This window comes from Imperialibacter sp., from assembly GCF_040222385.1.
Lineage (GTDB): Bacteria > Bacteroidota > Bacteroidia > Cytophagales > Cyclobacteriaceae > Imperialibacter.
Map to the genome: position 1 here is coordinate 184,679 of NZ_JAVKDF010000042.1, position 25,986 is coordinate 210,664.

The 25,986-nt window shown below is 47.0% G+C and carries 20 protein-coding genes; 11 read left to right on the forward strand and 9 right to left on the reverse strand.

Annotated elements, in window-relative coordinates; translation table 11 throughout:
• Positions 1 to 28 precede the first annotated feature (28 nt).
• Together typA and RIG68_RS22925 are read left to right on the forward strand one after the other, a co-directional pair.
• Positions 29 to 1,840 (forward strand): translational GTPase TypA, encoded by a 1,812-nt coding sequence (typA, locus tag RIG68_RS22920; protein ID WP_151999122.1) that lies wholly within the window; start codon positions 29 to 31, stop codon positions 1,838 to 1,840.
• Positions 1,841 to 1,925: 85 nt separating this feature from the next.
• Complete coding sequence (locus RIG68_RS22925; RefSeq protein WP_350127823.1) at positions 1,926 to 2,276, forward strand: hypothetical protein; 351 nt, start codon at positions 1,926 to 1,928, stop codon at positions 2,274 to 2,276.
• A gap of 84 nt (positions 2,277 to 2,360) precedes the next feature.
• On the opposite strand, the gene fabD is transcribed toward RIG68_RS22925, so the two are convergent.
• From fabD to RIG68_RS22950, 5 genes are all read right to left on the reverse strand, one after another.
• Complete coding sequence (gene fabD / locus RIG68_RS22930; protein ID WP_350127826.1) at positions 2,361 to 3,236, reverse strand: ACP S-malonyltransferase; 876 nt, start codon at positions 3,234 to 3,236, stop codon at positions 2,361 to 2,363.
• A gap of 78 nt (positions 3,237 to 3,314) precedes the next feature.
• The gene (locus RIG68_RS22935; RefSeq protein ID WP_350127829.1) at positions 3,315 to 6,110 is read right to left on the reverse strand and encodes a T9SS type B sorting domain-containing protein; all 2,796 of its coding nucleotides are present in this window, start codon (positions 6,108 to 6,110) and stop codon (positions 3,315 to 3,317) included.
• An 88-nt stretch (positions 6,111 to 6,198) separates the two neighbouring features.
• Positions 6,199 to 6,636, reverse strand: a complete 438-nt coding sequence (locus RIG68_RS22940; RefSeq protein ID WP_350127832.1) for a thiol-disulfide oxidoreductase DCC family protein — start codon at positions 6,634 to 6,636, stop codon at positions 6,199 to 6,201.
• A complete protein-coding gene (locus RIG68_RS22945) occupies positions 6,615 to 9,452 on the reverse strand; it encodes a T9SS type B sorting domain-containing protein (RefSeq protein WP_350127835.1) in 2,838 nt (945 codons plus the stop codon). The genes RIG68_RS22940 and RIG68_RS22945 overlap by 22 nt, the downstream gene beginning before the upstream one ends.
• A 75-nt stretch (positions 9,453 to 9,527) precedes the next feature.
• Positions 9,528 to 10,931 carry a T9SS type A sorting domain-containing protein gene (locus tag RIG68_RS22950; protein ID WP_350127838.1) on the reverse strand — a complete coding sequence of 468 codons (1,404 nt, stop codon included), beginning with the start codon at positions 10,929 to 10,931 and terminating at the stop codon, positions 9,528 to 9,530.
• Positions 10,932 to 11,131: 200 nt separating this feature from the next.
• On the opposite strand from RIG68_RS22950, the gene RIG68_RS22955 reads away from it, so the two are divergent.
• The 3 genes from RIG68_RS22955 to RIG68_RS22965 are packed head-to-tail and all read left to right on the forward strand — an operon-like array spanning position 11,132 to position 14,551.
• Positions 11,132 to 11,818 carry a succinate dehydrogenase cytochrome b subunit gene (locus RIG68_RS22955; RefSeq protein WP_350070295.1) on the forward strand — a complete coding sequence of 229 codons (687 nt, stop codon included), beginning with the start codon at positions 11,132 to 11,134 and terminating at the stop codon, positions 11,816 to 11,818.
• Between the two features lie 13 nt (positions 11,819 to 11,831).
• Positions 11,832 to 13,763 (forward strand): fumarate reductase/succinate dehydrogenase flavoprotein subunit, encoded by a 1,932-nt coding sequence (locus tag RIG68_RS22960; protein WP_350127842.1) that lies wholly within the window; start codon positions 11,832 to 11,834, stop codon positions 13,761 to 13,763.
• 38 nt (positions 13,764 to 13,801) lie between these two features.
• A complete protein-coding gene (locus RIG68_RS22965; protein ID WP_151999113.1) occupies positions 13,802 to 14,551 on the forward strand; it encodes a succinate dehydrogenase/fumarate reductase iron-sulfur subunit in 750 nt (249 codons plus the stop codon).
• Positions 14,552 to 14,607: 56 nt separating this feature from the next.
• On the opposite strand, the gene RIG68_RS22970 is transcribed toward RIG68_RS22965, so the two are convergent.
• Both RIG68_RS22970 and RIG68_RS22975 read right to left on the reverse strand, forming a co-directional pair.
• On the reverse strand, positions 14,608 to 14,772 hold the full coding sequence (locus tag RIG68_RS22970) for a type II toxin-antitoxin system HicB family antitoxin (protein WP_350085875.1): 165 nt from the start codon (positions 14,770 to 14,772) through the stop codon (positions 14,608 to 14,610).
• Between the two features lie 34 nt (positions 14,773 to 14,806).
• The gene (locus RIG68_RS22975; RefSeq protein ID WP_350127845.1) at positions 14,807 to 15,298 is read right to left on the reverse strand and encodes a DUF4494 domain-containing protein; all 492 of its coding nucleotides are present in this window, start codon (positions 15,296 to 15,298) and stop codon (positions 14,807 to 14,809) included.
• A gap of 293 nt (positions 15,299 to 15,591) precedes the next feature.
• Between RIG68_RS22975 and RIG68_RS22980 the strand changes: the two genes are divergently transcribed.
• The 4 genes from RIG68_RS22980 to RIG68_RS22995 all read left to right on the forward strand — a co-directional run bounded on the left by RIG68_RS22980 (position 15,592) and on the right by RIG68_RS22995 (position 21,561).
• Positions 15,592 to 16,746 carry a THUMP domain-containing class I SAM-dependent RNA methyltransferase gene (locus tag RIG68_RS22980; RefSeq protein ID WP_350127848.1) on the forward strand — a complete coding sequence of 385 codons (1,155 nt, stop codon included), beginning with the start codon at positions 15,592 to 15,594 and terminating at the stop codon, positions 16,744 to 16,746.
• 88 nt (positions 16,747 to 16,834) lie between these two features.
• The gene (locus tag RIG68_RS22985) at positions 16,835 to 19,579 is read left to right on the forward strand and encodes a hypothetical protein (protein ID WP_350127851.1); all 2,745 of its coding nucleotides are present in this window, start codon (positions 16,835 to 16,837) and stop codon (positions 19,577 to 19,579) included.
• A 68-nt stretch (positions 19,580 to 19,647) separates the two neighbouring features.
• On the forward strand, positions 19,648 to 20,088 hold the full coding sequence (locus RIG68_RS22990; protein ID WP_350127853.1) for a hypothetical protein: 441 nt from the start codon (positions 19,648 to 19,650) through the stop codon (positions 20,086 to 20,088).
• Positions 20,089 to 20,232: 144 nt separating this feature from the next.
• Entirely contained in the window at positions 20,233 to 21,561 is a 1,329-nt protein-coding gene (locus tag RIG68_RS22995; RefSeq protein ID WP_350127856.1) for a M20 metallopeptidase family protein, read from the forward strand.
• Positions 21,562 to 21,566: 5 nt separating this feature from the next.
• On the opposite strand, the gene RIG68_RS23000 is transcribed toward RIG68_RS22995, so the two are convergent.
• Positions 21,567 to 22,034, reverse strand: coding sequence for a DUF6702 family protein (locus tag RIG68_RS23000; RefSeq protein ID WP_350091328.1), 468 nt, complete (start codon positions 22,032 to 22,034; stop codon positions 21,567 to 21,569).
• A 126-nt stretch (positions 22,035 to 22,160) separates the two neighbouring features.
• Positions 22,161 to 22,592, reverse strand: a complete 432-nt coding sequence (locus tag RIG68_RS23005; protein WP_350127859.1) for an Hsp20/alpha crystallin family protein — start codon at positions 22,590 to 22,592, stop codon at positions 22,161 to 22,163.
• Positions 22,593 to 22,879: 287 nt separating this feature from the next.
• Between RIG68_RS23005 and RIG68_RS23010 the strand changes: the two genes are divergently transcribed.
• Both RIG68_RS23010 and RIG68_RS23015 read left to right on the forward strand, forming a co-directional pair.
• Entirely contained in the window at positions 22,880 to 23,212 is a 333-nt protein-coding gene (locus RIG68_RS23010; RefSeq protein ID WP_151999104.1) for a PadR family transcriptional regulator, read from the forward strand.
• Positions 23,213 to 23,222: 10 nt separating this feature from the next.
• Positions 23,223 to 25,955: an ABC transporter permease gene (locus tag RIG68_RS23015; protein WP_350127862.1), complete on the forward strand. Its 2,733-nt coding sequence runs from the start codon at positions 23,223 to 23,225 to the stop codon at positions 25,953 to 25,955.
• Positions 25,956 to 25,986 lie beyond the last annotated feature (31 nt).

Below are 25,986 nucleotides of genomic sequence, written 5' to 3' on the forward strand. Positions count from 1 at the left end.
GTACCTTTGCGGGCGAATTTCATAAGACATGTCTAATAATATCCGTAATATCGCTATTATAGCGCACGTTGACCACGGTAAAACTACCTTGGTTGATAAAATCATCCACCAGTCCAAGCTTTTCAGGGATAACCAGGAGTCTGGTGACCTCATCCTTGACAATAATGACCTGGAGAGAGAAAGAGGAATTACCATCCTTTCAAAAAATGTATCCATTCGATACAAAGACGTCAAGATCAACATTATTGATACGCCTGGTCACTCCGATTTCGGTGGTGAGGTAGAGCGAGTATTGAAAATGGCCGATGGCGTTCTTTTGTTGGTAGATGCCTTCGAAGGCCCTATGCCACAGACACGCTTTGTGCTTAGCAAAGCACTTGCTCTGGGACTTAAGCCTATCGTAGTGATCAACAAGGTAGACAAAGAGAACTGTCGTCCCGACGAAGTGCATGAGCAGGTATTTGAGTTAATGTACAACCTTGACGCCACTGAAGACCAGCTTGACTTTAGAACTGTATATGGTTCGTCGAAGCATGGCTGGATGAGCCACGACTGGAAAGAAAAAACAGAAGACATCACAGCATTGCTGGATACCATTCTGGAAGTGATCCCTCCGGCTCCTTTGAGAGAGGGCTTACCCCAAATGCAAATCACTTCTCTGGATTTCAACGCCTACACAGGTCGTATTGCTATCGGTAGAGTATTTCAGGGCAAACTTGTTGAAGGCACCGTTATGGGTCTTTGCAAGAAAAACGGAGTTGTTAAAAAAGTAAAAATTAAGGAAATCAGTGTATTTGAAGGCCTGGGAAGGCTAAGAGTACCTGAAGTTTCTGCGGGTGATATTTGTGCACTTGTTGGTATTGAAGATTTTGAAATTGGTGACACCATCACCGACGCAGATAATCCACAGCCACTGCCAAGGATTTCTATTGACGAGCCTACCATGAGTATGCTCTTTACTATCAACAACTCACCTTTCTACGGCAAAGAGGGCAAATTCGTGACATCACGTCACGTTAGAGATCGCTTGTTCAAGGAAATTGAGAAGAACCTTGCTTTGCGTATTGAAGAGACTACTTCTGAGGATAAATTCCTGGTATATGGTCGTGGTGTGCTTCACTTGTCTATTCTTATTGAAACCATGCGTCGTGAAGGCTATGAGTTTCAGGTAGGTCAGCCACAGGTATTGTTCAAGGAAGTCGACGGCATCCGCAATGAGCCTATCGAGCTTCTGGTAGTCGACGTGCCACAGGAATCTGCTGGTAAGGTGATCGAACTCGCTACGCAAAAGAAGGCTGAGCTTAAGATTATGGAGCCAAAAGGCGACCTGCAGCACCTCGAATTTGAGATTCCCGCCCGTGGCATCATTGGCCTGCGAAATAGCGTACTTACTGCTACGCAAGGTGAGGCAATTATGACGCATCGTTTCTTGAGTTACCAACCCTACAAAGGGCCAATACCTGGCAGGATCAATGGTTCGATCATTTCAGTAGACACCGGAAGTGCCACTGCTTACAAAATTGACAAGCTTCAGGATAGAGGCACTTTCTTCGTTGAAGCAGGAGACGAAGTGTATGGCGGCATGGTGATTGGAGAGCACTCGAGAAATAATGACCTTGTGGTCAACATACAGGAGGGCAAGAAACTCACCAACGTAAGGGCATCCGGAACCGACGACAGTGCAAAAATATACCCAAAAAGAAGGTTCTCTTTGGAGGAAGCACTGGAGTACATCAAGAAAGATGAATACGTGGAAGTAACTCCCCTTTCGATCAGGATGAGAAAAATCTATCTTGATGAAAACGAGCGCAAGCGCATGGACGCTAAAATGTCGGAGTAAGGTTCTGCTGAATATTTCGTAAACCGCAAAAGCCAAAAGGCTTAATTTAGGGATAACAAATAATTGTTATCCCTTTATTTTTGTGATGAACTTCGAAAACCTAGACAGCTTATATCGCAGCAGCCCTGGCGCCTACAAGCAGCTACTCGAATTTATGTACCAGGAGTTTGAAAAAGCTCACAGCAAAATAACTTCAAGCATTGAAAAAGGTGATTCTACAGCCTTTTCTCACCTAAAGCATAAGATTTTCTCTACACTCAATACGCTTGAGTATGTGGAGCTCATGGACGCACTTACTCAAGTAACAAGTTTCTATGAAGGCGACAAAAGCCTGAGTGCAAAAGAATTGACATTCAGGGTGAGTGACCTTTTTCAACACCTATTCCATCGCCTTGACGACAAGATAGCCGAGCTAGATGAATTGAAGGTGATGTAATGTTTTGTGAAAGATTCAAGAAAAGACCGTGTCCTAATGGCTTATCACATAACAATTTGAATATCAGCTTTCAATATTTACATATCACAAGCTGCCAGCAGAAACCTCAGGTGAAATTTTCTTCACAAGTCCCTGAAGTACCTTGCCAGGGCCACATTCAATAAAGTTTGCAGCGCCATCGGCTACCATATTCTGAACCGACTGCGTCCACTTCACAGGAGCCGTAAGCTGCGAAATCAAGTTCTTTTTAATTTCATCAATACTAACCAACCCTTTGGTTGTCACATTTTGATAAACCGGGCATATCGGCTGAGAGAAATGAGTCGCCTCAATAGCGGCTGCGAGCTCTTGTCTGGCTGGTTCCATCAAAGGAGAATGAAACGCCCCACCAACGGGTAACACCAACGCCCTTTTTGCACCTGCCTCTTTCATTTTCTCGCAAGCAATTTCTATCCCCTTCACAGACCCTGATATAACCAACTGACCCGGGCAGTTATAATTAGCGGGCACTACCACCTCGCCAGTAACTGAAGCGCATACTTCCTCAACCTTTGCGTCGTCGAGGCCAAGCACTGCGGCCATTGTAGATGGCGTAAGCTCACAAGCCTTCTGCATAGCAAGTGCACGTTTGCTTACCAAACGGAGGCCATCCTCAAAAGAGAGGGATTTATTGGCAACAAGTGCCGAGAATTCGCCAAGAGAATGGCCAGCTACCATATCGGGTTTGAAATTATCTGAAACCATCGCCATCACCACCGAATGTATAAAGATGGCCGGCTGGGTGACTTTAGTTTGCTTTAGCTCTTCATCAGAGCCACTAAACATGATATCTGTAATCCTGAATCCCAGTATTTCGTTGGCCTTTTCGAACAACGCTTTTGCCTTTTCATTGGTGTCATACAGCTCCTTGCCCATTCCGGAAAACTGAGCCCCTTGCCCGGGGAAAACATATGCATTCATAAAGGATGTGAGTTGGTTTGAACGAACAAAGCTACAAAGAATATGCAAATGTCAGTTCCTGAAAAGAGGATGTACGGATCACCTAACCAGTTGAACCCAGCCTTTCAACTCTTCCTTGGCCTGCTGCTGATCAAGCACATCAAATTCTACCTCGACCACATAATAGTAAACCCCCGAAGGGAGGTCTATCCCAGCCTCTGTTTGGCCCGCCCAGTTGATAAAAATGGAGCCTTCAACACCACGGGAATTGGTATAGAACACCATCTTTCCTGACCTGTCGTATACTTTGAAGTCGACCGACTTCACAAAACGCATGCACCTCGTTAAGTCAAAATCGGCGATGGTTCCATCATTGTAATAAGGAATGAAAAGATCATTCTTCCCGTCGTTGTTGGGGGTAAAAACATTGGGCAGCTCAAAATAGGGGCAGTTATCGTTGCATACCGGATCCGTCCACTCACTTTCATTTCCTGACTTGTCCACTGCCGCCACCCTATAACAGCCCTTGAAAGATTTTAGGTTTTGATGGGTAAAGTTTGTGGTGTTCACCTGAGCAATCAGGTTGTAGGTTCCCTCCTCCCCAAGAGCAGAAAAGTACACATTGTAGCTAACAGCCTCATCCTCACAATTTAACACAGCGTCTTTTTGCCACAGTATTCTATTCGAAAAGTCGCTATCTCCACAATCACTGAACTGAGTCTGTGCCTCGCAGGAAAATGCTTCGTCCAGCGCCAGGCTAATCGGCGGGCAGGGCGGCACTTTGTCATCGAGGTAGCCGCAAATAATCTGTGATCTATTGAGGAGAGGAGCAGCAATTGCGGAATTACCGTAGCTGCCCTGCGTGGTTACATAGTAGCAGTATTCGGTTTTTGGCACCAGGCCCCGGGTATCTGCAAAATGAAAATTCTGACCAGTGACATCTATGGTTGAAATAAGGTAAAAGCCATCGGGGTCGACCAGGTCCACATTATTTCGGTAGATGAAATGCTTCGGGAATTCCTCTGAGTTGTTTGACCAGGGAACATCAAACCTCCAGTTGACATCAATACTTGTACTGTCTGACTTCAGTTCAAGCCTGACGGTGGAGGCAGCCGATGAAGCGCCAACAACCCGACCGCTGTCACCCAAATGACGAACAAAATAGTTGTAGGGAAGATCGACTGTGTTCAACCCCTGATCGACCCAGGTTGTATCCTGCGTTGTGCCAAGGCTTACTATTTCATCATCGCCACTGAGGCCTTTTGCTCTTAACACTTCATAGGTATAAGGCGGGGGGAAGTCAGCCTTATCAATATCGAATGGAGATCTCCATGATATATTTACTCTCCCGTTTTCAACTGAAGTAGCATCTACATCTACATGCGTAATCACTGGTGCGTCAGCTCTGGCGATAGCGCAAGCTTCCGCAGATACATAGGAAATGCCGCCCTCCGGCTCGTAAAAAGAAGCGACTAACCGATAGCAATAAGAAGCTCCCGGATCTAACCCGGCTCCCAGGTTGTCGTCTGCATACCCAAGAGCACCGGCGTCAACTACATCAATCAGCTCGTAACCGGCATAACTCGGCATGCCTACCTCACAGTTGGCTGGGGTAAAGTCGTAACTCTCGACCCGTCTCCAAATTTGCAGCAATTCAGCATTGGAGCAGGTGTACTCATCCCACGACAGTCTGACTGTTCCATCGGACTCAGCGCCTGCCGCAAGCCCTGTTGGCGCTGGTGCCACTACTGTGATGTTCCAGGTATCAAAGTCCACAAGCTTTGCGCCACCATCGGCGGGCTCGTCTGTCACTTTGAAACGAATTTCATATGGACGCTGCCGGACATGGCTGCAAGCAGTCTGCCACATAAAATTCAATGCTCCGGGTGTTTGTTGATAAACTGGTGGGTCAGGAGAAAACGAAGCATTGCCACTCGAAAATTCAAAAGGGCCACCAAAAGCTTCCATCAAAACCCTCTTTCCTTCCGGGTCATTGCCAGTTGCCTGGTCTTGTATGAGCGTACCAGCCTCTACACAAATGTCTACCGGCACAATTAAATCCGGAGGCCTGTTGTCCGACTCCTCTACTATAATTTGCATGTCCCGTGTTACCTGGCCCAGAAGCTTCCACTCACCAAAAAACAGGCGCCATTCTTCCACAATAAATGCAATGTTGTATTCGCCAGCCATCCCTGGCGCATCCCAAACAAGGTCGCCACTTATGGGATCAAGTGTAAATGATGGAATGCTGTTCTGGTCTTGGTTAGCCGCAAAATAATCCCTGCCTTCGTAAAAAATTCTATTGTTAGGAATCCGATAGTTAAAAACAGAATCAAATCGGTTTTGCTTTGGGTACCACATCCTGTAGGCCAGGCTATCACCGTCCTGATCGAAGGCTCCTGGGTTGTGAACAAAACGTGCACCTACGACAGCATGGTCTACCGGAGGCACCAACAGCACGGGGCTGCTATTCAGCTTGTAAGCTGGGTCTATTGCCAGCATGGTTTCAATGTAAAAGGGAGTCTCCACTGAGCGCACCATGTTGAGAACACCCGCATTTCGATTACTTTCCTGGTAGCTGATGGTATAGCCACCTGGTGCCGGGTATGTGTAAGTAAACACAAACCTGTTAAAAGCCACATCATCGCCCAACGGAATGGTTTCCTTGGGAGCCAGGTTTTTCAATGCATAAACTGATCCGTCCCCCATACTGATATTCCCCTCCCCAAACTGAATCGGCGAGCCGGTGTCTGTGTAGGCGATGACAGTTATTTCGTAGGTATGAGCACCGTTGGAAATACGCCTGGCGGTGATCTCGCCTGCCCGGATGTGGGTAGCAAATGTCGCTGTGCAGGAAAAAAGCAACAAAAGAAATACCGGTAATAGTCTTCTCATTAGCTGGAATTACTTAAGTGACTAACTCATGTAATAACAACTCAACGAGGATTTACCGTTAATTATCTCTTCCTTTTAACGTGCATTTTCAAGCAGGTACGCTCTCTACAAACCGCTTCTTAAGTCCTGGCTCCGGCATACGGCATTGATCTCTCTTACCAAACCATTTGTATCTGTTGGCTGCTACAAAATCGTAAACGAAGTTTCTCAGAAAGACAGGCACAATTCTGAAAACATACAAAACAGGCCAAAGCCCCCCTAATTGTCTGCTAATTTCAAGTGCCGCCCGGCTCTTCTTGTAAAGCACACCATTCCGCCAAAGCATCACACTTTCAAGCTTTGCATCGGTTATGCCCTGACTGCGCAACAGCACCTGCCCTGCGTCCGACTGAAGAGAAGCAAAGGAAAAAATGGCCTTTCTGTCTCTTTCAATCACGAAATTGACTGAAGAGTTGCAGAGATTGCACACGCCGTCAAAAAGGATCAGGTTGTCGGGAATGCCTGCTATTTCATGATCTGCACCCATCCCTTATACTGTTTATTCATTTGTTTAGGATCCAGCACGTCAAACGTTACGTCAGCAGTGTAGAAATAAACACCCGATGGAAGCTCCGAGCCTTCGTTGGTACGGCCATCCCAATCAATCAGGATGCTGTTCTCCACGCCCGCAGAAGTGAAGTTGTAGATAGCGTTACCTGCCCTGTCGAATACAGTAAATACCACGGCATCAACAAACCGAATACATTTCGCCCTGTCGAAACCTGTGATCGTTCCGTCGTCGTAGAAAGGTCTGAATACATCATTCCTGCCGTCGCCATTGGGGGTAAATACATTTGGCAGTTCAAAATAAGGACAATTGTCGTTGCAAACGGCCTCGCTCAGCTCACTTTCATTGCCAGATCGGTCTACGGCCGAAATTTTATAACAACCCTTAAACGAAGCCAGGTCAACGTGACGATAGGTAGTAGTAATAACGTTATCAATCAGGTTAAAGGAGCCCTCAGCACCAGTTTCGCTAAAATAAATATTGAAGCTTCTTACGTCGTCCTCGCATCCATCGGAGGAATCCTTTTCCCAGCTCAGTTTGTTGCTAAAGGCGCTAAAATCGCAAGACTGGCTTTGAAGCACTGCATCACAGCTAAAGCTTTCGTCAAGCACAAAATTTACGGGGTCGCAAGGCGGCGTCTTGTCATTGGGTTGCCCGCATATAATTTGCGAACTATTGATCAGCGGCTCAGCCAGGGCATCGTTACCATAAGAGCCCTGGGTGGTTACATAATAACAATATTCCAGATTCTCGTTTAACGGCACTCCGTTGAACGAACCATCGTCCCAAAAATAGAAGCCCTCTTCGTTGACGTCCACAGAGGCAATTTGAACAAGCTGGCCTGGGTCATTCTCATCTACCCTGTTGCGGTAAATGTAATGAATCGGGTAGTCCTGAGTGTTGTTCGACCAGGGCACATCTGCATCCCAGGTCAATTCTATAGATTGCAACAATGGCTTTAGTTCCAGCCTCACCTGAGAAGCTACACCAGAAGTATCGATCAACCCTCCCTGGGTATCCACCAGATGAACCCTGTAATTATAGGTTACATCCCTGGTGTTCAACCCATTATCCAAAAACACCGTATCGTTAGCAATCACCCCAAGGCTTATCATGTTCTTTTCTCCTTGTAGCTCTTCGGCTCTGAACAATTCATAATTATATGGAGGCGGAAAACTAGCCTGATCAATTTCAATCGGTGGGCTCCACCTTACCTCTATTTCGCCTTCTTCTACTGACGTGGCCTTCACATCCACATTCATAATAACCGGAGCATTTATTTCGAGAATACCGCAGGCCTCTGCTGACGCATATGAGACCCCACCGCCCGGGGTAGGAAACACAGCCACCAGCCGGTAACAGTAGTTGGCCGCCACATCCAGTTTTTGGCCTTTGTTGTCGTCAGTGTACGAGCGGGCGCCGTCATCCACCACATCAATAAGCTCATACCCGGCATAGTCAGGCATGCCCACTTCACAGTCTATGGGCGTAAAATCGTAACTGTCGACCCGCCTCCATATCTGTATATACTCAGCATTGGCGCATTCATAGGCATCCCATTCAAGCGCTATGACCTTGTCAGGTTTTATTGTTGCCGTTAACCCGGTAGGGGCCGGTGCCACCACGGTGATGTTCCAGGTTTTGAAATCCACAAGCTTTGGACCTGCGTTTGGCGGCGGATGCGTATCCACTACCTTGAACTGCACCTCATAAGGCCTGTCACGCACATGTCCACACACCGTTTGCCATGTAAAATTGAGAGTTCCTGGCGACGGCTGATAGGCCGGTGGAAACGGAGAAAAGGTGGCTGGAGACCCAAGAAACTCGAAAGGACCGCCATAGGCCTCAAGTATTACAGGAAGCCCATCCGGATCGATGCCAAAAATATCTTCTTCTATTAGTGTACCCGCCTCAACGCAGATATCTTCAGGCACGATGACTTCCGGACGTTCATTCTCAGAATCTTCAATAATGATCTGCATATCCCTGGTTACATACCCCAATTTTACCCAGGTGCCCAACACATTTCGCCACTCTTCCACAATAAAGGCTACGTTGTATTCGCCTCTCAATCCAGGCGCATCCCACACAAGATTGCCCGAAACAGGGTCGAGCGAAAATGTAGGAGGGCCGTCTTGGTTTTGATTAGCGGTAGCGTAGTCTACCTTGGTATAAAACTTAGGATCGATAGGGCTTCTGTAGTCAAATACTGTATCGTTATAATTTCTTTTGGGTACTGATATCCTGTAGGAAAGGCTGTCTCCATCGGGGTCGTAGGCACCAGGGTTGTGGATGAAGGTGGCACCAACTGCACCCCTGTCGACTGGTGGCACCAGCAATACAGGCGTATTGTTGAGTCCATAAAAAGGGTCGATGATCAGCTGCGTCTCAGTATAAAATGGAGTTTCTACACTGTTGGCCATATTCACCACACCAGCGTTACGATAAAACTCTCTGAAACGAACTGTATAAACACCAGGTGCCTGATAGGTATGGCGAATGGTAAACACATTTGACGCCACTTCGTCACCCAAATTGATGGTGACAACAGGGTCGGCTTCCGACTCAACATTCAGCACTGTTCCATCACCAAAATCAATATCACCCCCGCCAAATTTCACCGTCGAACCGGTATCTGTATATCCTATGATTGAGAATTCGAACTCGAGGCTGGAATTGGAGATTCTGCGGGCGATAATCTCACCGGCCCTGATGTGGGTGGCAGATACATTTGAAGTGGACGACAGAAGAAAGATCAGCCCTGCACTCAGCGTCAGTATTAACTTTTTCAACATAGGTTGTTGTCGACGGGTTTCTATCAACCAAGTAAACACTTGTTTCATCTAAACGGTTGCAAGTATTTTTTTGTATTACTCTTTTATAAATCTCGAATAATAAATTTGCTGGCCCAGATAGGTGCGAAGCAAATAAATTCCTCCAGGTAGGTCTTCAGTGTTCAAGGTAGCCAAATTACCATTAATGGGAATGCCGGTTTTTAAAATACTTTGTCCGGCAGTATTAATAAGCTCTATTTCCTGCACTTTGTTCGAATGCATTACTGGAAATTGAATAATCATTGTGCCAGCCACAGGATTGGGATAAGTATGTAAAATGACCGCCTCCTTCGGATTACCGACGGCATTAATCACATATTCTTCTCCGGTTGGATTAACGGCAAACGATTTAACAGTTTTAAAAGGATTGAGTCTGTTTAGGCTGCGAGCCGCCAGCACAAAATAGACGGGTTTAGTAGCCGACTGAGGCAATGCTGCAAACCCATTGAAACCGGTACCCCCGACAATGGTATCTGCAAGCTGATGTCCATCTATATCCGCTCCATCCCAGCTTAATAAACCACTAGAGTAAAAGCTCCATTCGAGCGAGTCAGCAACCATTGTTTCATAACCAACTGTAAAATCAATCCTTCCATTTGATGTAACCTGATAGTCAAAATCGATATTGGGGGGTAGCATGTCACTTTCCATATTGATAATTTGTAAGTCGACCGTAGTTTCGCTCAGCTTGTGGACTTCACCGTCCACCCTTCGGTATTCAATGACTTTGTAAGCGATGCCAAACTCTCCGGCAAGTTCAGGGGTATCCCAGGTCAGCTGACCACTAAGCTTGTCCAGCTTTAAAACAGGCGTTTCGCCATGGTTCCCTCCAGCATAAAACGAAATATCATTCGGCCATCGGTAGCTATATACCTCCTCATCAAAATCTCTCAAAGGCACAGCCAAACTATAAACAAGGCTATCATCCTGCTCGTCTTTGCTACCAACGGAACTGAAAAAACGACTTCCAGTCCTGGAAAAAACAGCTGGAAAAACACCCAACTCCGGAGTGGAATTGGCGCCAAAGAAAGGATCAACGATCACTTGCGTAGAAACGAAAAAGGGCGTTTCGGCCGAATTTTCCATATTTATCACGCTGGCATTGCGGGAAAATTCTTTAACCCTGACTGTGTAAGCGCCAGGTGCCTGGTAGGTGTGGCTAATAGCGTATTTGGTAAGTGAAGTTTCATTGCCCAGCAAAATAGTTTCCTTGGCAACATCACCACCCTCAAGGCTGATAGTCGTCCCATCCCCAAAATCCAGCTCCCCTCCACCAAAACCCACAGAAGAGCTTGTGTCGGTAAATCCAATCACCTCAAACTTATAAGTCAATGAGCCGTTACCCGACACCACTCTGATGTACCCGCCTCTGATATGGCTGGCAAACAGGCAACTGAGAGAACCCAGCAGGAAAGCTGCAAAGCAAGCGATGACTTTCATAAGGTCTATTTTAGATAAAACAATTCCATTTTACGGCTGGTTGTAGCCCAGGTAATCAATCAATAAACAACGAACCAGGTGCTTCCCCCAATGGATAAATTTAGAAGCGTTCAAAATAGGACAGGCGGATTGGTAAAGTGCCGCTCGGGAATTACCTTTGGCTGGTTCTATTTAAAACGTTTGTGTAATACAAAAAACATATGAGTTGGTTAACTGATTCACTAAAAAGCAGCATCTTCCGAAAGCTCCTTATGGCGCTCACCGGGCTTTTCCTCATTCTGTTCCTCACTGTTCATCTTGCAGGAAATATCCAGTTAATTTTTAACGACGAAGGGCAGGCGTTTAATATCTATGCGCACACAATGGCTCATAATCCTTTTATCCAATTGGTATCCAAATTCAACTTTGCCTTTATTGTCATTCACGTCATTTACTCCATTTGGCTTTCGAGGATAAACAAGACAGCCAGGCCTGTGAAATATGGTTTTTCCGCTGCCAGCACCAACAGTCCATGGACATCCCGCAACATGGGTATTCTGGGCACACTGATATTGGTTTTCCTGGTGATCCATTTAAAAGGTTTTTGGTGGGAATTCAAAAACGACAGCATTCCCATGATCACGTATGACGGTGAAACAATGCCCAATGTGTTTCTGGTTGTGAAAGCGGCTTACAGCAATATATGGTATGCAGCAGTGTATGTGGTGAGTATGTTCTTTGTGGGCTTTCACCTGTCTCACGGATTTGCCAGTGCGTTTCAAACGCTGGGTCTCAATCATGTGAAATATACACCGGCCATCAAGGCTATCGGTAAAGGCTATGCCATTATCGTTCCGGCCGTGTTTGCCCTTATTCCAATCCTTATTTACATCAAGAGTTTAGGTTAATCATCATCGATATATGAAGCTAGATTCCAAAATACCTGCAGGCCCACTGGCTGAGAAATGGACCAAACATAAATTCAATGTGAAGCTGGTTAACCCGGCCAACAAGCGTAAATATGACGTGATTGTGGTAGGTACCGGCCTGGCTGGCGCCTCAGCTGCAGCCTCATTGGCCGAGCTGGGCTACAACGTGAAGTCCTTTTGCTTTCAGGATAGCCCAAGAAGGGCGCACAGTATCGCTGCCCAGGGTGGTATCAACGCCGCCAAAAACTATCAAAATGATGGTGACAGCGTATTCAGGCTTTTTTACGATACCATTAAGGGTGGTGACTACAGAAGCCGTGAAGGCAATGTTCACAGGCTTGCTGAGGTGAGTGTCAACATTATAGATCAGTGCGTAGCCCAGGGAGTTCCTTTCGCCCGTGACTATGGCGGGCTCCTGGCCAACCGTTCATTTGGTGGCGCTCAGGTGTCACGTACCTTCTACGCCAAAGGCCAAACAGGCCAGCAGCTTTTGCTCGGTGCCTACAGCGCATTGAGCCGCCAGGTAGCCAATGGCAAAGTGAAGATGTACCCACGCACAGAAATGCTTGACCTGGTAATGGTAGATGGCAAGGCCCGTGGTATTGTGGCACGCAACCTAATTACCGGCGAAATAGAGTCACACAGTGCCCATGCAGTATTGCTTTGCACAGGTGGCTACGGCAACGTCTTCTTCCTTTCTACCAACGCCATGGGCTCCAACGTAACCGCTGCCTGGCGAGCGCACAGAAAAGGTGCTTTGTTCGCCAACCCCTGCTTCACTCAGATTCACCCCACCTGTATCCCCGTTCATGGCGACTTCCAGTCAAAGCTTACACTGATGTCCGAATCGCTCCGTAACGACGGTCGTGTGTGGGTACCAAAAGACAAGGCAACAGCCGAGAAGGTAAGGAAGGGAGAAGTAAAACCTGCCGACATTGCTGAAGCGGATCGTGACTATTACCTGGAAAGGAAATATCCATCATTTGGTAACCTGGTTCCCCGTGACGTGGCCTCAAGAAATGCAAAAGATGTGTGTGATGATGGCAAAGGTGTCGGATCTACCGGTCTTGCAGTGTATCTGGACTTTGCTGATGCGATAAAAAGAGACGGAGAAGACACCATCAGAGCAAAGTATGGCAACCTCTTCGATATGTATGAGCAGATTGTTGGGGAGAACCCTTACAAAACGCCAATGATGATTTACCCGGCGGTGCACTATACAATGGGTGGCCTTTGGGTAGACTACAATCTTCAGACAAACGTGCCTGGTCTTTACGCACTTGGGGAAGCCAACTTCTCAGATCACGGCGCCAACCGGTTAGGTGCTTCGGCGCTAATGCAGGGGCTGGCCGACGGCTATTTTGTAATCCCCTATACACTTGGCGATTATCTGGCGCAAAATCCAGCGGACAAAATCGGAACGGATCATCCGGCTTTCAAAGAAGCAGAAGCTGGCGTTAAAAGCCAGATAGAAAAGCTTCTTTCCATCAATGGCAAGAAGCCCGTTGATCAGTTCCATAAAGAGCTTGGCCACATCATGTGGGATTACTGCGGCATGTCTAGAACTGCTGAAGGCTTGAAGAAGGCCAAGAAAATGGTGCAGGAGTTGAGAGACGAATTCTGGAAGGATGTAAAAGTTGTGGGCACTGCCGATGAGCTGAACATGTCGCTGGAAAAAGCCAACAGAGTAGCTGACTTCCTGGAGCTTGGAGAGTTGATGATAGACGATGCACTGAATCGCAACGAATCTTGTGGCGGGCACTTCAGGGAGGAATACCAAACTGAAGAAGGAGAAGCCAAGAGAGATGATGAGAACTATTCTTATGTAGCGGCCTGGGAGTACAACGGCCCTGGCAAAGCCACTTTGCACAAGGAAGATCTTGTGTTTGAAAACGTCAAGTTGACTCAAAGAAGCTACAAGTAACGGATAACTATTAACGATTAACTTTTAACAGGTTAAGCATGGATTTAACATTAAAGATCTGGAGACAGAAAAATAGCAATACCGAAGGCAAGTTTGTCACCTACGAGGTGAAAGATATATCGCATGAGTCTTCGTTTCTTGAAATGCTTGATGTGCTGAACATCGGGCTGGAAGAAAAGGGAGAAGAGCCGGTGCATTTTGATCATGACTGCCGTGAAGGAATCTGTGGCATGTGCAGCTTGTATATTAATGGTAAGCCACATGGCCCTCAGCAAACCACTACTTGTCAGCTCCATATGCGCAGTTTCAAAAGTGGCCAGACTATTTGGATTGAGCCATGGAGAGCCAAGGCATTCCCCGTGATCAAGGACCTGGTGACCGACCGCAGTGCATTTGACAGGATTATCCAGGCGGGCGGCTATATTTCCGTGAACACTGGTGGTGTGCCTGATGCTAACGAAATTCCTATTCCAAGAAAAATAGCTGATGAAGCGATGGATTCGGCTACCTGCATTGGCTGTGGAGCTTGCGTGGCAGCTTGTAAGAATGCGTCTGCCATGCTTTTCGTTTCGGCAAAAGTGACCCACCTCGGCTTACTTCCACAAGGCAAAGTTGAGGCCAAGACAAGGGTGGAAAACATGGTGGCTCAAATGGATGCCGAAGGCTTTGGAGCTTGCACCAACACTGGTGCTTGTGCGGCTGAGTGTCCCAAGGAGATTCCTTTGGCTAATATTGCCAAGATGAACAGAGATTTTATTGGAGCCAGATTGACTTCAGAGAACGTTTAGAAATATTTGACTTAAATAGAAAAGGGGCTTCGGCCCCTTTTCTATTTACAGAATTATCACTTTTGTATTGTGTTCGTATCCAATAAAAGCTTAAGCGCATCCGCCAAGTTACTTTTCACCTCTTCAATCGTCTTGCCTTGACTGATCGCTGCTGGAACTTCTTCTATCTGGCCTACATACCATCCATCCTCTGCTTTTTCAATTATTGCAGTAAGTTTCATGGCCAAAAATTAACACTATTTGATGGTAAAGTAATCAATCCTCCTCTACCTCACTCACTGGCTTAAAACCGGCAGGCACTTCTTCTTCCTTCTCATTATCCTGTCCGTAGGCAAAAACTTCGACAATAGACGTTTCCACCACTTCCGGCACTCGGAATGTTACCAGCATATTGTTCAGGCTCTGATGAATGCGGTCGTAAGCATCTTTTACATCGTGAGCGGTTACAATCATCAGGTTCGTTACCTTCTTCTCTTTTCCACTGTCAGCATCGGTGACGAAATAGGTGATTTTGCACTTGTGCCAGAAGTCGGCGTCTTCATACAGGAACACATCGGTGATGCGGCTTTTGGTCAGGCTGGTGATCACAAATTCACCCCTTACCCGCTCGCTCAGCTTTTCGTACATGATGGCCTCCGCCTCAGTATAACTCACCGCATCAAGCAGATAAGTTTCTGTGGTGTTTTTCAAATGACCTTCGTCGTCTTCTTTCTGATACTTCGCCTTGCAAACAAACCAAATACGCATAATACCTCTGTTTTTTATTGGGCTCCAAAGATAGGGCATCCTTCCGGAAAATGGCTAGGCGCTCCACCAAAACTGTCAGGCTTTTTTCAGAAGACCACATCGACCGCAAGCTGAGCATTTCACGAGTCACAATATTTAGGTGGCGTGCAACCCTCCGGTGTCTGACGGCCCCGACCCAAGGTGCCGACTAGCCGTGCCGACACCAGCCTCCATCTTCGGTCTTCCGGCTCCCGTCTTCGATCTTCTGTCTCCCCTTCCCACTCTCCGACTTTAATAACTATCTTTGCACACTTATGTGGAATATTAAAAGAAAAATCACTGTTCAGTGCCATCCCGGCCTCCCTCCTTTTGCCGCCAACGAACTCAGAAGCCTGGGGTTTCCTGTAACCGAAGAAGCCAATATGCATGTGGTAACTGAGGGGACCCTGCACGACTGCATGTACCTGAATCTGCACCTCCGCACCGGCAACCGCATCCTTTGGGAGATGGGTAGCTTTGAACTGAAAGATTCGGAAGGGCTATACAAGAATATTTTTGAAATGCCATGGGAAACCATCATTCCCAACGACGGTTATTTTAGTATCCACTCATTCGCCAAGCATGAGTCGATTAACGACACAAGGTATCCAAGCCTAAAGGCCAAGGACGCCATTGTTGACAGAATCAAATCCAAAACCGGCCGCCGACCTGACTCTGGCAACGACTTCAACGAAGCCGTGGTTTACTTCTTTTGGAACAGGGAAAACTGTACCGTTTATATCGACACATCCGGCGAAACTATATCGAAGCATACCTATCGTAAAATGCCTTTCAAGGCACCAGTAGCCGAACCGCTAGCTGCGGCTATTGTTCAGGCAACTGAGTGGAGCCCGTCCATTCCACTCATCAATCCCATGTGTGGTAGCGGCACCATCGCCATCGAAGCGGCCCTAAAGGCGGCCAACATCGCCCCTGGACTGAACAGGCATAATTTCGGTTTTAAACACCTCATCGGGTTTGACAACAACGCCTGGAAAACCATGCTGGCCAGCGCCAAATCAAAGGTGAATGCGAAAATCAACGTCACTATTATTGGTAGCGACAGAGACATGAAAGCACTGCAGGCTGCCCGCACCAATGCTGCTGAAGCAGGCGTGGCTTCTATGATCAAATGGGAGCTTTGCCCCTACGAAAACACCACGCTGCCAGACGGTGAAGGCATTATCATCCTGAATCCCGAATATGGCGAGCGCATGGGAGAAGAATCGGAGCTGGAAGCAGTTTACAAAGGCATAGGTGACTTTTTCAAGCAGCGTTGCCAGGGAAAACGAGGTTTTATATTTACCGGCAACCTCAATCTGATCAAAAAGGTGGGCCTTCGCTCGTCAGCCAAATGGCCGTTCTTCAATGCGAAGATCGACTCGAGGCTCGTGGCCTACGATATGTATGAAGGCTCCAAAAAGAATTAGGTTTCCGTTTGTAGAAGCAAAGTGTACTCGAAGCAATTTGTTGCTTAACTTTCGTTATTGAATTTGATGCTGTAGACCCAACTTTCCATTGAAGAGGTTCATTATTTTTATAATTATTCTGGTAATTGGCGGCGGGGCTTTTGTGGCCTACAAAACCTATTTCGAAAGGGGTAATATTTCCCTCTGGACGTTGGTTCCTGACAATGCACTGGCCGTCTATGAGTCTACCTCTCCCATTAATGCCTGGGCAGCATTTACGTCTTCGAATATTGGCAAAGGGCTCCAGTCCATTGCTGCATTCAATCGTCCCGGTCAAATGCTTTCAAAGCTTGACACAATTTTGGGAGGAAATGAGCAAACAGCAACGCTTTTCAACGACAAAACTTTCCTGGCCAGCCTGCACAGTGTCGGCAGCCAATCGCTCGATTTCCTTCTTCTGGTTGACCTGCCCACGCTGGATAGCCGGGGAAAAATGGACGACATCCTGGCGTACTTTTCTGAGAAAAACGGCTACACCATTTCCAACAGAACTTACCAGGGCTATACCATTAGCGAGCTAAGGTCGCAAAAGACGAAAGATCTGTTCACTTTCATTTACTACAAAAACTTCTTCATAGGGAGCTTCACACCCTTCCTCGTGGAGGATGCCGTCAGGAATATTGAAACTGCTGGCTTAGGTTTTTTTGATAAAAATATCGGCCTTCTCACCCTCTCCAGATTACAAAATGACCAGGGCAATTTGTACATCAACACCGACAAGCTTGACAGGCTGGGCGACACTTTTATAGATGAGAAATTATTGAACCTGAAGACTATAGCGAGCCTTGGTTCATCATCTTTCCTCGACGTAAAAGTGACCGAGCCACAGCTACTAATGAATGGCTTCACGCTGATACCACAAGACTATTCGGGCTATTTCAGTGGGTTTGTCAACAATCCGGCGCAGTCGCTAAAAATGGAAGAAGTAGTGAGCAACCGAACCGCTGTTTATTTTAACCTCACTTTTGAGTCTGCCGAGCGTTGGAACACTAAGATGATACCCTATTGGCAAACAAACGAGCCTGAATTGGTCGATTTAAGAAACACAACGTTGAAAGATCAGGACATTGATATTGCCTCCTTTTTTGAGGGTATTGGTGGACATATAGGCGTTTCGTTGCAGGAATCTTCTTTAGGTCATGATCCTGACAAGGTAGTTTACATGGAGATGGAGGATTTGCCGGAAAGCCTGCAACAGTTCAGGGAGCTTTCCGAGAGAATCAACAAGTCGCAGGGAGACACACTTTACTACGAAGAGTATGCCGACTTCACCATTGGGCAACTTGAAATTGAAGAGTTTCCTTATCAATTATTTGGCGAGCCCTTTAGCGGTTTTTCGTCACTGTACTACACCGGCTACCGTAACTATTTGATTGGGGCGGGTTCAGTGCAAATTCTGAAAACCGTGATCGACGATATAACCAACGAAAACACATGGGGCCGATCAGTACAGATCAATTCGTTCCTTGACAACACGTTGAGAGAAGCCAATTTCAGTGTGTTCGTTCACACACCCAGGGCCTGGAACCTCTGGCAACAAAACCTGGATGATGCCTGGAAACAGCAGTTTACAGATGCTTCGTCCACCCTTCAGTCGATTGACCTGATGGCCATACAGTGGTCTTTTATCGAAGACAAATTCTACACCAGCATCATGCTGCAGCAGACAGAAAAGGCGGCGCAAAAAGGAACTCAAAAACCTCTACTGGCCGATAACTCCGTGACTTTTGCCCAGCCACTCATCTCAAAACCGTTTGTGGTTCGCAACCACAACGACAAAACGCTGGAAACCCTGGTGCAGGACTCCACCCAGATGATTTACCTGCTATCTGCCAATCAGGAGGTTTTATGGCTCGACTCTATCAAAGGGAAAATCATCAGTCCGGTCTTTCAGATCGACTACTACAAAAACGGCAAACTGCAATACCTTTTTTCTACCCCCAAATACATTTATGCCATCGACCGAACAGGCGAGTATCTTCCTGGTTTTCCTGTAGAGTTTAAGGGCAAAACAGAAATCGCTTACTTCAATCTGGTCGACTACGACAAGAGCAAAAATTATCGCTATTTCTTTGCTGACACCCGGGGCGACCTGTATATATCGGACAAAGATGGGAAAGTGCTGGAAGGGTGGAACCCAAAGGAAATCAAGCACCCGCTTGCCTCCTCCCCTCTGCACATCAGGGTGAGGGGACAGGATTTTCTAGTGGCCCTGCAAAGCAATGGCATCATGCGGGTATTCAACAGGCGGGCACAACCCGTGGCGGGCTTCCCGGTAGACTTCAAAGCACCGGTAAACAATCCGGTATTTGCAGAGGCGGGCTCAACGAATGCGAATAGTAAACTAACGACGATTACCGATGATGGATCAATTATTCAGATCAATCTCGCCGGCAAAGTGTTGCAAAGGGAGCAACTGTATCGACCATCGGCCCAGTCAAAATTCAAACTGATTCCGGAAGCTTCAGGTAATGGCTACATTTTTACCAGGCAGGATGCCAACAGAATCGCCATTGTAGACCAGGCTGGCAAAGTGCTCTTCGAAAAAGACTATCTATCCAGCGGCATTGCCAGTTCTCAGTTCTACGATTTTGGAGGGGGACGCAAGCTTTTCATTGTCAACGATCCTGTGCAGGCCTTCAGCTATTTGTATGACGAAAAAGGAAATCTCGTAAATTTCAGGCCTGCAGAAACCATGAACGAGGTGGCCATCATTTTTTATGAATCACAGGGCTTATATAAAATTTACAAAAACTACGAGAATGAGTTCTCCATCCTTACCCTGAAAAAGTAGTGTAATTTTCTTTTCCTGCCTCCAACCTATTGTTTGATCCGGCTGTCCTTTAGGAAACATTTTTTGATATGAAGAAGGCATTGGGAATTATTGGGGTATTTGTGGCTATTGTCTGCGTAGGCATGAGCTGCGGAAAGGAAGAGATCAATTCAGCTTTGGACGTCGCAGAAACTAACTCCGATACACTTTCTATTAAGCTCGGAGAAACCATCACCTCCACCGCTGGTGAGCAGCTCACTTTTAAAAAACTTATAGAAGATTCAAGGTGTCCGGCCAATGCCATGTGCATATGGCAAGGCATGGTAACTGTTGAAATGCAAGCACGGGTTGGCTCAAAAACGGAGACTTTCACCCTGACTACTAACCCACAAGACCCAAAGACATCGGCCGTTGCGTTGGGCTATGAGGTAACACTGGTGAATGTTTTCCCCTATCCGGGAACCAGCGTTGAAGAAGTAGAGGAGTCGGACTACTGGGTTGAAGTAACCGCAGTCAAAGCAAGCAATTGAGTTAGGGAATGTTTTAGTCAGCTATATTTATTAGAAGGCAGCCAATTGGCAGCCTTCTTTTTTTTTACCGCCCCCCGATTATCAAATTGGACTTGAGAATCAGCCATTCATGAAGTAATTTACTGTTTCATTAATGACCCTCCAATGCGCAAAGCTTCTCTTTTCCTCGCTTCTCTTTTAGCCACCTCGACCCTGTTAGCTTCAAATCCGGGTGGCCAGGCACTCGATGCTTTTGTCGCTGACCACATGGCGGAGCTTAAAGCATTTTACCTTGAAAGGCATCAAAGTCCCGAACTCTCGCTGGCTGAAAAGGAAACCTCAAAAACACTGGCTGCTGAGCTACGCAAACTTGGCTTTGAAGTGACGGAAAACATGGGTGGCTACGGCGTGGTGGGTGTGTTGAAAAACGGCAAAGGCCCTACAGTGTTGTATCGCACCGATATGGATGCTTTGCCTATGGTAGAAAAAACTGGTCTTGAATACGCCAGCCAGGTGATTGTAGCCGATGGCAGCGGCGGACAGGTCAGCACTATGCATTCCTGCGGACACGACATGCACATGACTGTGTGGCTGGGCACGGCCAAGGCGATGGTGGATATGAAAAGTCAATGGAAAGGAACGCTGGTGATGATTGGGCAGCCGGCAGAAGAAATTGGTGCGGGCGCCAAGCTCATGCTGGAGGCTGGCCTGTACGAGAAGTTTCCGGTGCCAGATTACGGTGTAGGCTTGCACTGCAGCCCCACCATCCCCACTGGCAAAGTTGGCTTTGGCAAAGGTTACACTATGGCCAACGCAGAGGCCATCAGCATCAAAGTATTTGGTCAGGGTGCCCACGGGGCTTCCCCCCACATGTCGATTGACCCGGTGGTGATGGCATCCATGCTGGTCATGGAGCTCCAGACAATTGTGAGCAGAAACCTGAACCCCCTCGACAACGCCGTTGTGTCGGTGGGAGTGATTAAGGGCGGCACCAAATACAATATTATACCCGACGAAGTGACCCTGGAACTCACCGTAAGAACTTTCACCGAAAATGTAAGGTTGAAAATTCAACAGAGAATCAAAGAAATAGCCAGGGGGGTGGCGATCTCAGCCGGACTTCCTGAAGACAAATACCCAGAGGTAATCATCCCCGAGACTTTCACGCCGGCCAACTTCAATAACGAAGCTTTGGTCGACCGGTTATCAGCGGCTGCTGTCAAGGCGATTGGAGCGGATAATGTGGTGGCAGCAGAACCACAAATGGTGGCTGAGGACTTTTCGAGGTATGGAAAAACCACACACAAGGTGCCTACTACTTTGTTTTGGCTGGGCACGGTGCCTCCTGAAAGAACAGCGAAGGTGGCCAAAGGCGAAATGTCATTGCCCGGCCTTCATTCTCCATTTTACTACCCAGCCATTGAAACATCGATAGCAACGGGCGTAAAGGTAACCAGCACTGGGCTGCTTGATTTGTTCAAAGGCGGGAAATAGCAGAGCTATTCAAGCTGAAGCCGTTTGACTCCGGCATTGAACCGGAGGTATCGCTTCTCTCCATCCCGCTCGATGGCAACCACGTTTTCCTGATCGCTGAATAGCTCGACCAGCAGGGCATTCTCTATCACGTCAATCGATGCCCCTTCTACAATAAAGTACGACCAAACCGTATCATTTTCTGCACTGCCATTCACCCATTTCAGTGCAAGCTCGTTTCCCTGCCGAGTGATGAAATGCATCTTTGCTTTGATATAACTGGCAACAAGCGCTTCCGATTTTTTGATGTCGCCATCGGTTCGAAGCGAAACACTTTCTCCCGAGAAATCCCGAATAGCATCTTCCAGGTCAGTATTAAAAAGCCTACAGCTCACCTCCCAGGTATCGTTGCCTGCATACTTCACATTGGTTACCGACACGTAGAGACCATGGTCGGCCCCAAAAAATCCGAAGAGAAAAATCAGGAGATTCATATCACAAGGTAAGATAAAAAACCCTTGCACCTGAAGGTCTATTGCCATGGCCGCAGCTGCCTGCATAAAAAAAGCAATCCCGTCACAAAGACGGGACTGCTCACAACCATCATCCCAAAAAAATTATTACTCAACCAGCACTTTCCTCACCGGTTTCGCTGGCTCAGCCATTTTGTTGAGCTGGAGTTGCAGGACTCCATTTTTGTACTCAGCGTGTACTTTTTCTTCGTTTACATCCTCAGGCAAGGAAAAGGAGCGCTTGAAGTTGGTTTGAAAAAACTCTCTTCTGGTGTAGTTGGGCTTTTTCTCTTCGTTCTCCTCCTTACGTTCAGATGTCACTGTCAGCATTCCCTTTTCAATGGAAATCCTGAAATCATCCTTTTTGAAACCGGGTGCAGCCATTTCTATTTCATAGCCTTTGTCGGTTTCCTTAATGTTCACTGCGGGCATCAACGGTCTTTGCAGGAAATCATCCCCAAAGAATTTCTCGGTGTCCCACAAATCAGTCAGCAGCGAGTCTATCATTGGCAGGCTGCCGTTTCTTTTGACGAGTGTCATAGCTACCTCCTTGTGTTAACGTTATACCCAAAAGTGGCACCAAAACCCTGCCCCTGAAATGATTTAGAACAGCAGGCTGTTATGATTTTCCTCATACCTGTCTTACAGATACTGCGACAATCAGCAAATCGATTTTTGGCTAAATATCAGCACGAAAGATGCCTGTTTGGTGAATTTTTCTTATATTTTCTACATATATGAAAAATAATAGAACCTCAGGGTGCCAGCGCCGTAAAAAGAGGACATAAACGGAGTTACAACGTTTTTAAGTCATTACACTACCGATCATGAAGGGAACACATCTTGGAGAATTTGAAGAATTGATATTGCTCACGGTTGCTTTGCTCAATGAAGAAGCCTACGGAGTTGCCATACAAAAAGAGATCAGGAAAAAAGCTGGCAGAAGTGTTGCCATCAGTGCCATACACAGTGCGCTGAACCGTCTTGATTCGAAAGGCTTTGTGGAGTCCGCTTTTGGCGAGGCCACTCCCGAACGAGGCGGCAAACGAAAGCGAATTTTTAAAGTAACAGCCTTCGGCATCAAGTCGCTGGAGCAGGCCAAGGAGCTAAGAGAAAGCTACTGGACGGAAATTCCTCAGCTCTCTATTGAGGGGATGTAAAATCTGACCAATGCCTACCTTGATAAAAAAGGACAACAGAGGGAATAAAAGACCTGAGCCGCCAGCCTGGGCCACTGGCTTCTTGCATTGGTATTGCCGGGAAGAGCTGGCCGAAGAAATAGAAGGAGACATCAGGGAAATATTTGAAGAGACAGCCAGCGCAAAAAACAGCAGGCTGGCCTCGCTTCAATATGTGTGGCATGTGCTTAAGTTTTGTCAGCCCTTTGCCTGGAAGAAAAAGAACAACAAATACAATCAAACTCAATTTAATAATTGGACTATGCTTAAGAATTATATCATAATCGCTTACAGGAGCCTCCTCAAGAAGGTTGGCTACTCGCTGGTGAACATCTTCGGCCTGGCTGTAGGCATCACCGTCTGCCTGCTCATTGTCATTTTCGTACAATACGAACTCTCCTTCGATAATTTTCAAAAAGACGATGTGTACAGGATTGCCCTCAAAAGAGTATACCCCGAACGAGAGGTGAACTACGCCTTCATTCCCCACTCCATTGGCCCTCAGCTAAAAGAGGATTTCCCTGAAGTGATCCAATCTGCCAACCTGCTAAAGGCGTTTGCTCCCATTGTGGTGCGTTACAACGACAACTACTTTTATGAAGAAAATATACTTTTCGCAGACAGCACGCTGTTTGAGGTATTAGAGATTCCGCTGATAGAAGGCGACGCCGAAACTGCCCTGAAAGAGCCAAACAGTCTGCTCATAACTGAATCCATGGCCAAAAAATACTTCGGGGATGAGTCGCCCATGGGCAAAAGCATGGAAACCGGACAGGGTAATTTCATTGTGAGGGCCGTGGCCAAAGACTACCCCGGCAACTCGCACATGGCATTTGACTTCATTGGGTCGATGAGCACCTTCCCGTTCATTGCGCAGCCCAATTGGATCGGCTTTGATGTGCTTACCTATCTCAAACTACAACCCGGCGCCAATCCGGCGACCCTCGAAAAACAGTTTCCTGAGTTTGTGAAAAAATATGCAGCGGGACCCATTCAGCAGCGCAATGGCATTTCTTACGACGAATACATCGCTGCGGGCAATGGTTACATCTACACACTTCAACCATTGAAAGACATCTACCTCCATTCTAACCTTGAAGGAGAAATAAAGGCGAACGGCAATATCACTTACGTATATATTTTCATTTCAGCGGCCATATTCATCCTGCTTATTGCCTGTATCAACTTCATGAACCTATCCACCGCCCGCTCCACCGAAAGAGCAAAGGAAGTGGGGATTAGAAAGGTGCTTGGATCGGTAAGAAATCAGCTGATAGGTCAGTTTATCACCGAATCGGTTCTGCTTACTTTGATCAGCTTTGTGCTTGCCATGGTAGCGCTGGTATTTATCCTTCCTTTCTTTGCCGATGTATCGCACAGAGCACTCACATTAAATTTCCTGCTGGCACCCGTTACCATTGCAGTGATCGTTCTGGTCATTTTCTGCATTGGCTTCCTGGCCGGCGTGTACCCCGCCTTCGTGCTATCTTCCTTTCAGCCCGCAGCGGTGCTCAAAGGGAAGATGCAAACATCAAAGTATGGCGTTTTTCTTCGCAATGGCCTCGTCGTTTTTCAGTTTGCTATCTCTATCGGCTTGATATCCTGCACCATGATCATTTTCAATCAAATGAGCTTCATGCTCAATAAGTCTCTGGGCTTTGAAAAAGATCATGTGGTGGTGATTGAAAGTGCCTTCAATGTCAACAGAGACAATTTTCAGAACCCGGACGCCGATGTGTTTCAAATCAGAAGCCGCTACGAAACCTTTGAGAACGAGATCAAAAAGGTGCCTGGAGTGAAAAATGCCACTTACACCTCAGCAATGCCCGGCGACGTAATGCCCGGATTCATAGTGAGGGTGCCGGGTAGCGGCGAAAAAGAAAGCATGGTAGCGAGAGGGCTTTCGGTAGATGAGAGCTTCTTCGAAACAATGCAGATCGAGCTTTTGGAAGGACGACTGTTCTCGAAGAGCTTCAACGATTCATTGTCTATGATACTTGCGGCCTCCACCGTAGCCAAGCTGGGATTGGAAGACCCAATTGGTAAGAAAATAATCAATGTGAATAACGGCGGCGACACTGACATTACCTATACCATCATAGGAGTGGTCAATGATTTCCATTTTCAGTCGTTGCATGTTGGGCTGGAGCCTGTGGCCATCATTCACGTTAACTCGCCCAATACTTTCATTAACAAAATGGTGGTAAAGGTTGATCCTTCCGAACTAAAGGCTTCTCTGGCTGGCGTGGAAGCAACATGGAACCAGTTCACGAAAGACACGCCGCTGCGCTACTACTATCTGGACGAAAACCTGAAGCGCTTCTATGACGCAGAGAAAACCAGTGGCGACATGTTCACCATTTTCACATCGCTGGCCATTATGATCGCTTGTATTGGCCTGTTTGGCCTGGCTGCTTACACCGCCGGTCAAAAACGCAAAGAAATTGGAGTACGTAAAGTGATGGGCGCTTCCATCTTCAACATCGTATTGCTGCTGAGCAGGGACTTTACGAAACTTATCCTGATTGCCGTGCTAGTGGCTGTACCTGCCGCCTGGTGGGGCATGGACAAGTGGCTGGATAATTTTGCCTACCGCATCGACATCAGTGTGTGGACATTCTTCCTCGCAGCCCTTACTGCGGTAGTCATTGGCTGGTTAACGGTCGGCTATCAGTCGTTCACAGCCGCCAGCGTGAACCCTGTGAAGTCGTTGAGATCAGAATAAAACAAGTTCGGAAACAGTTAACGGAAAGCCG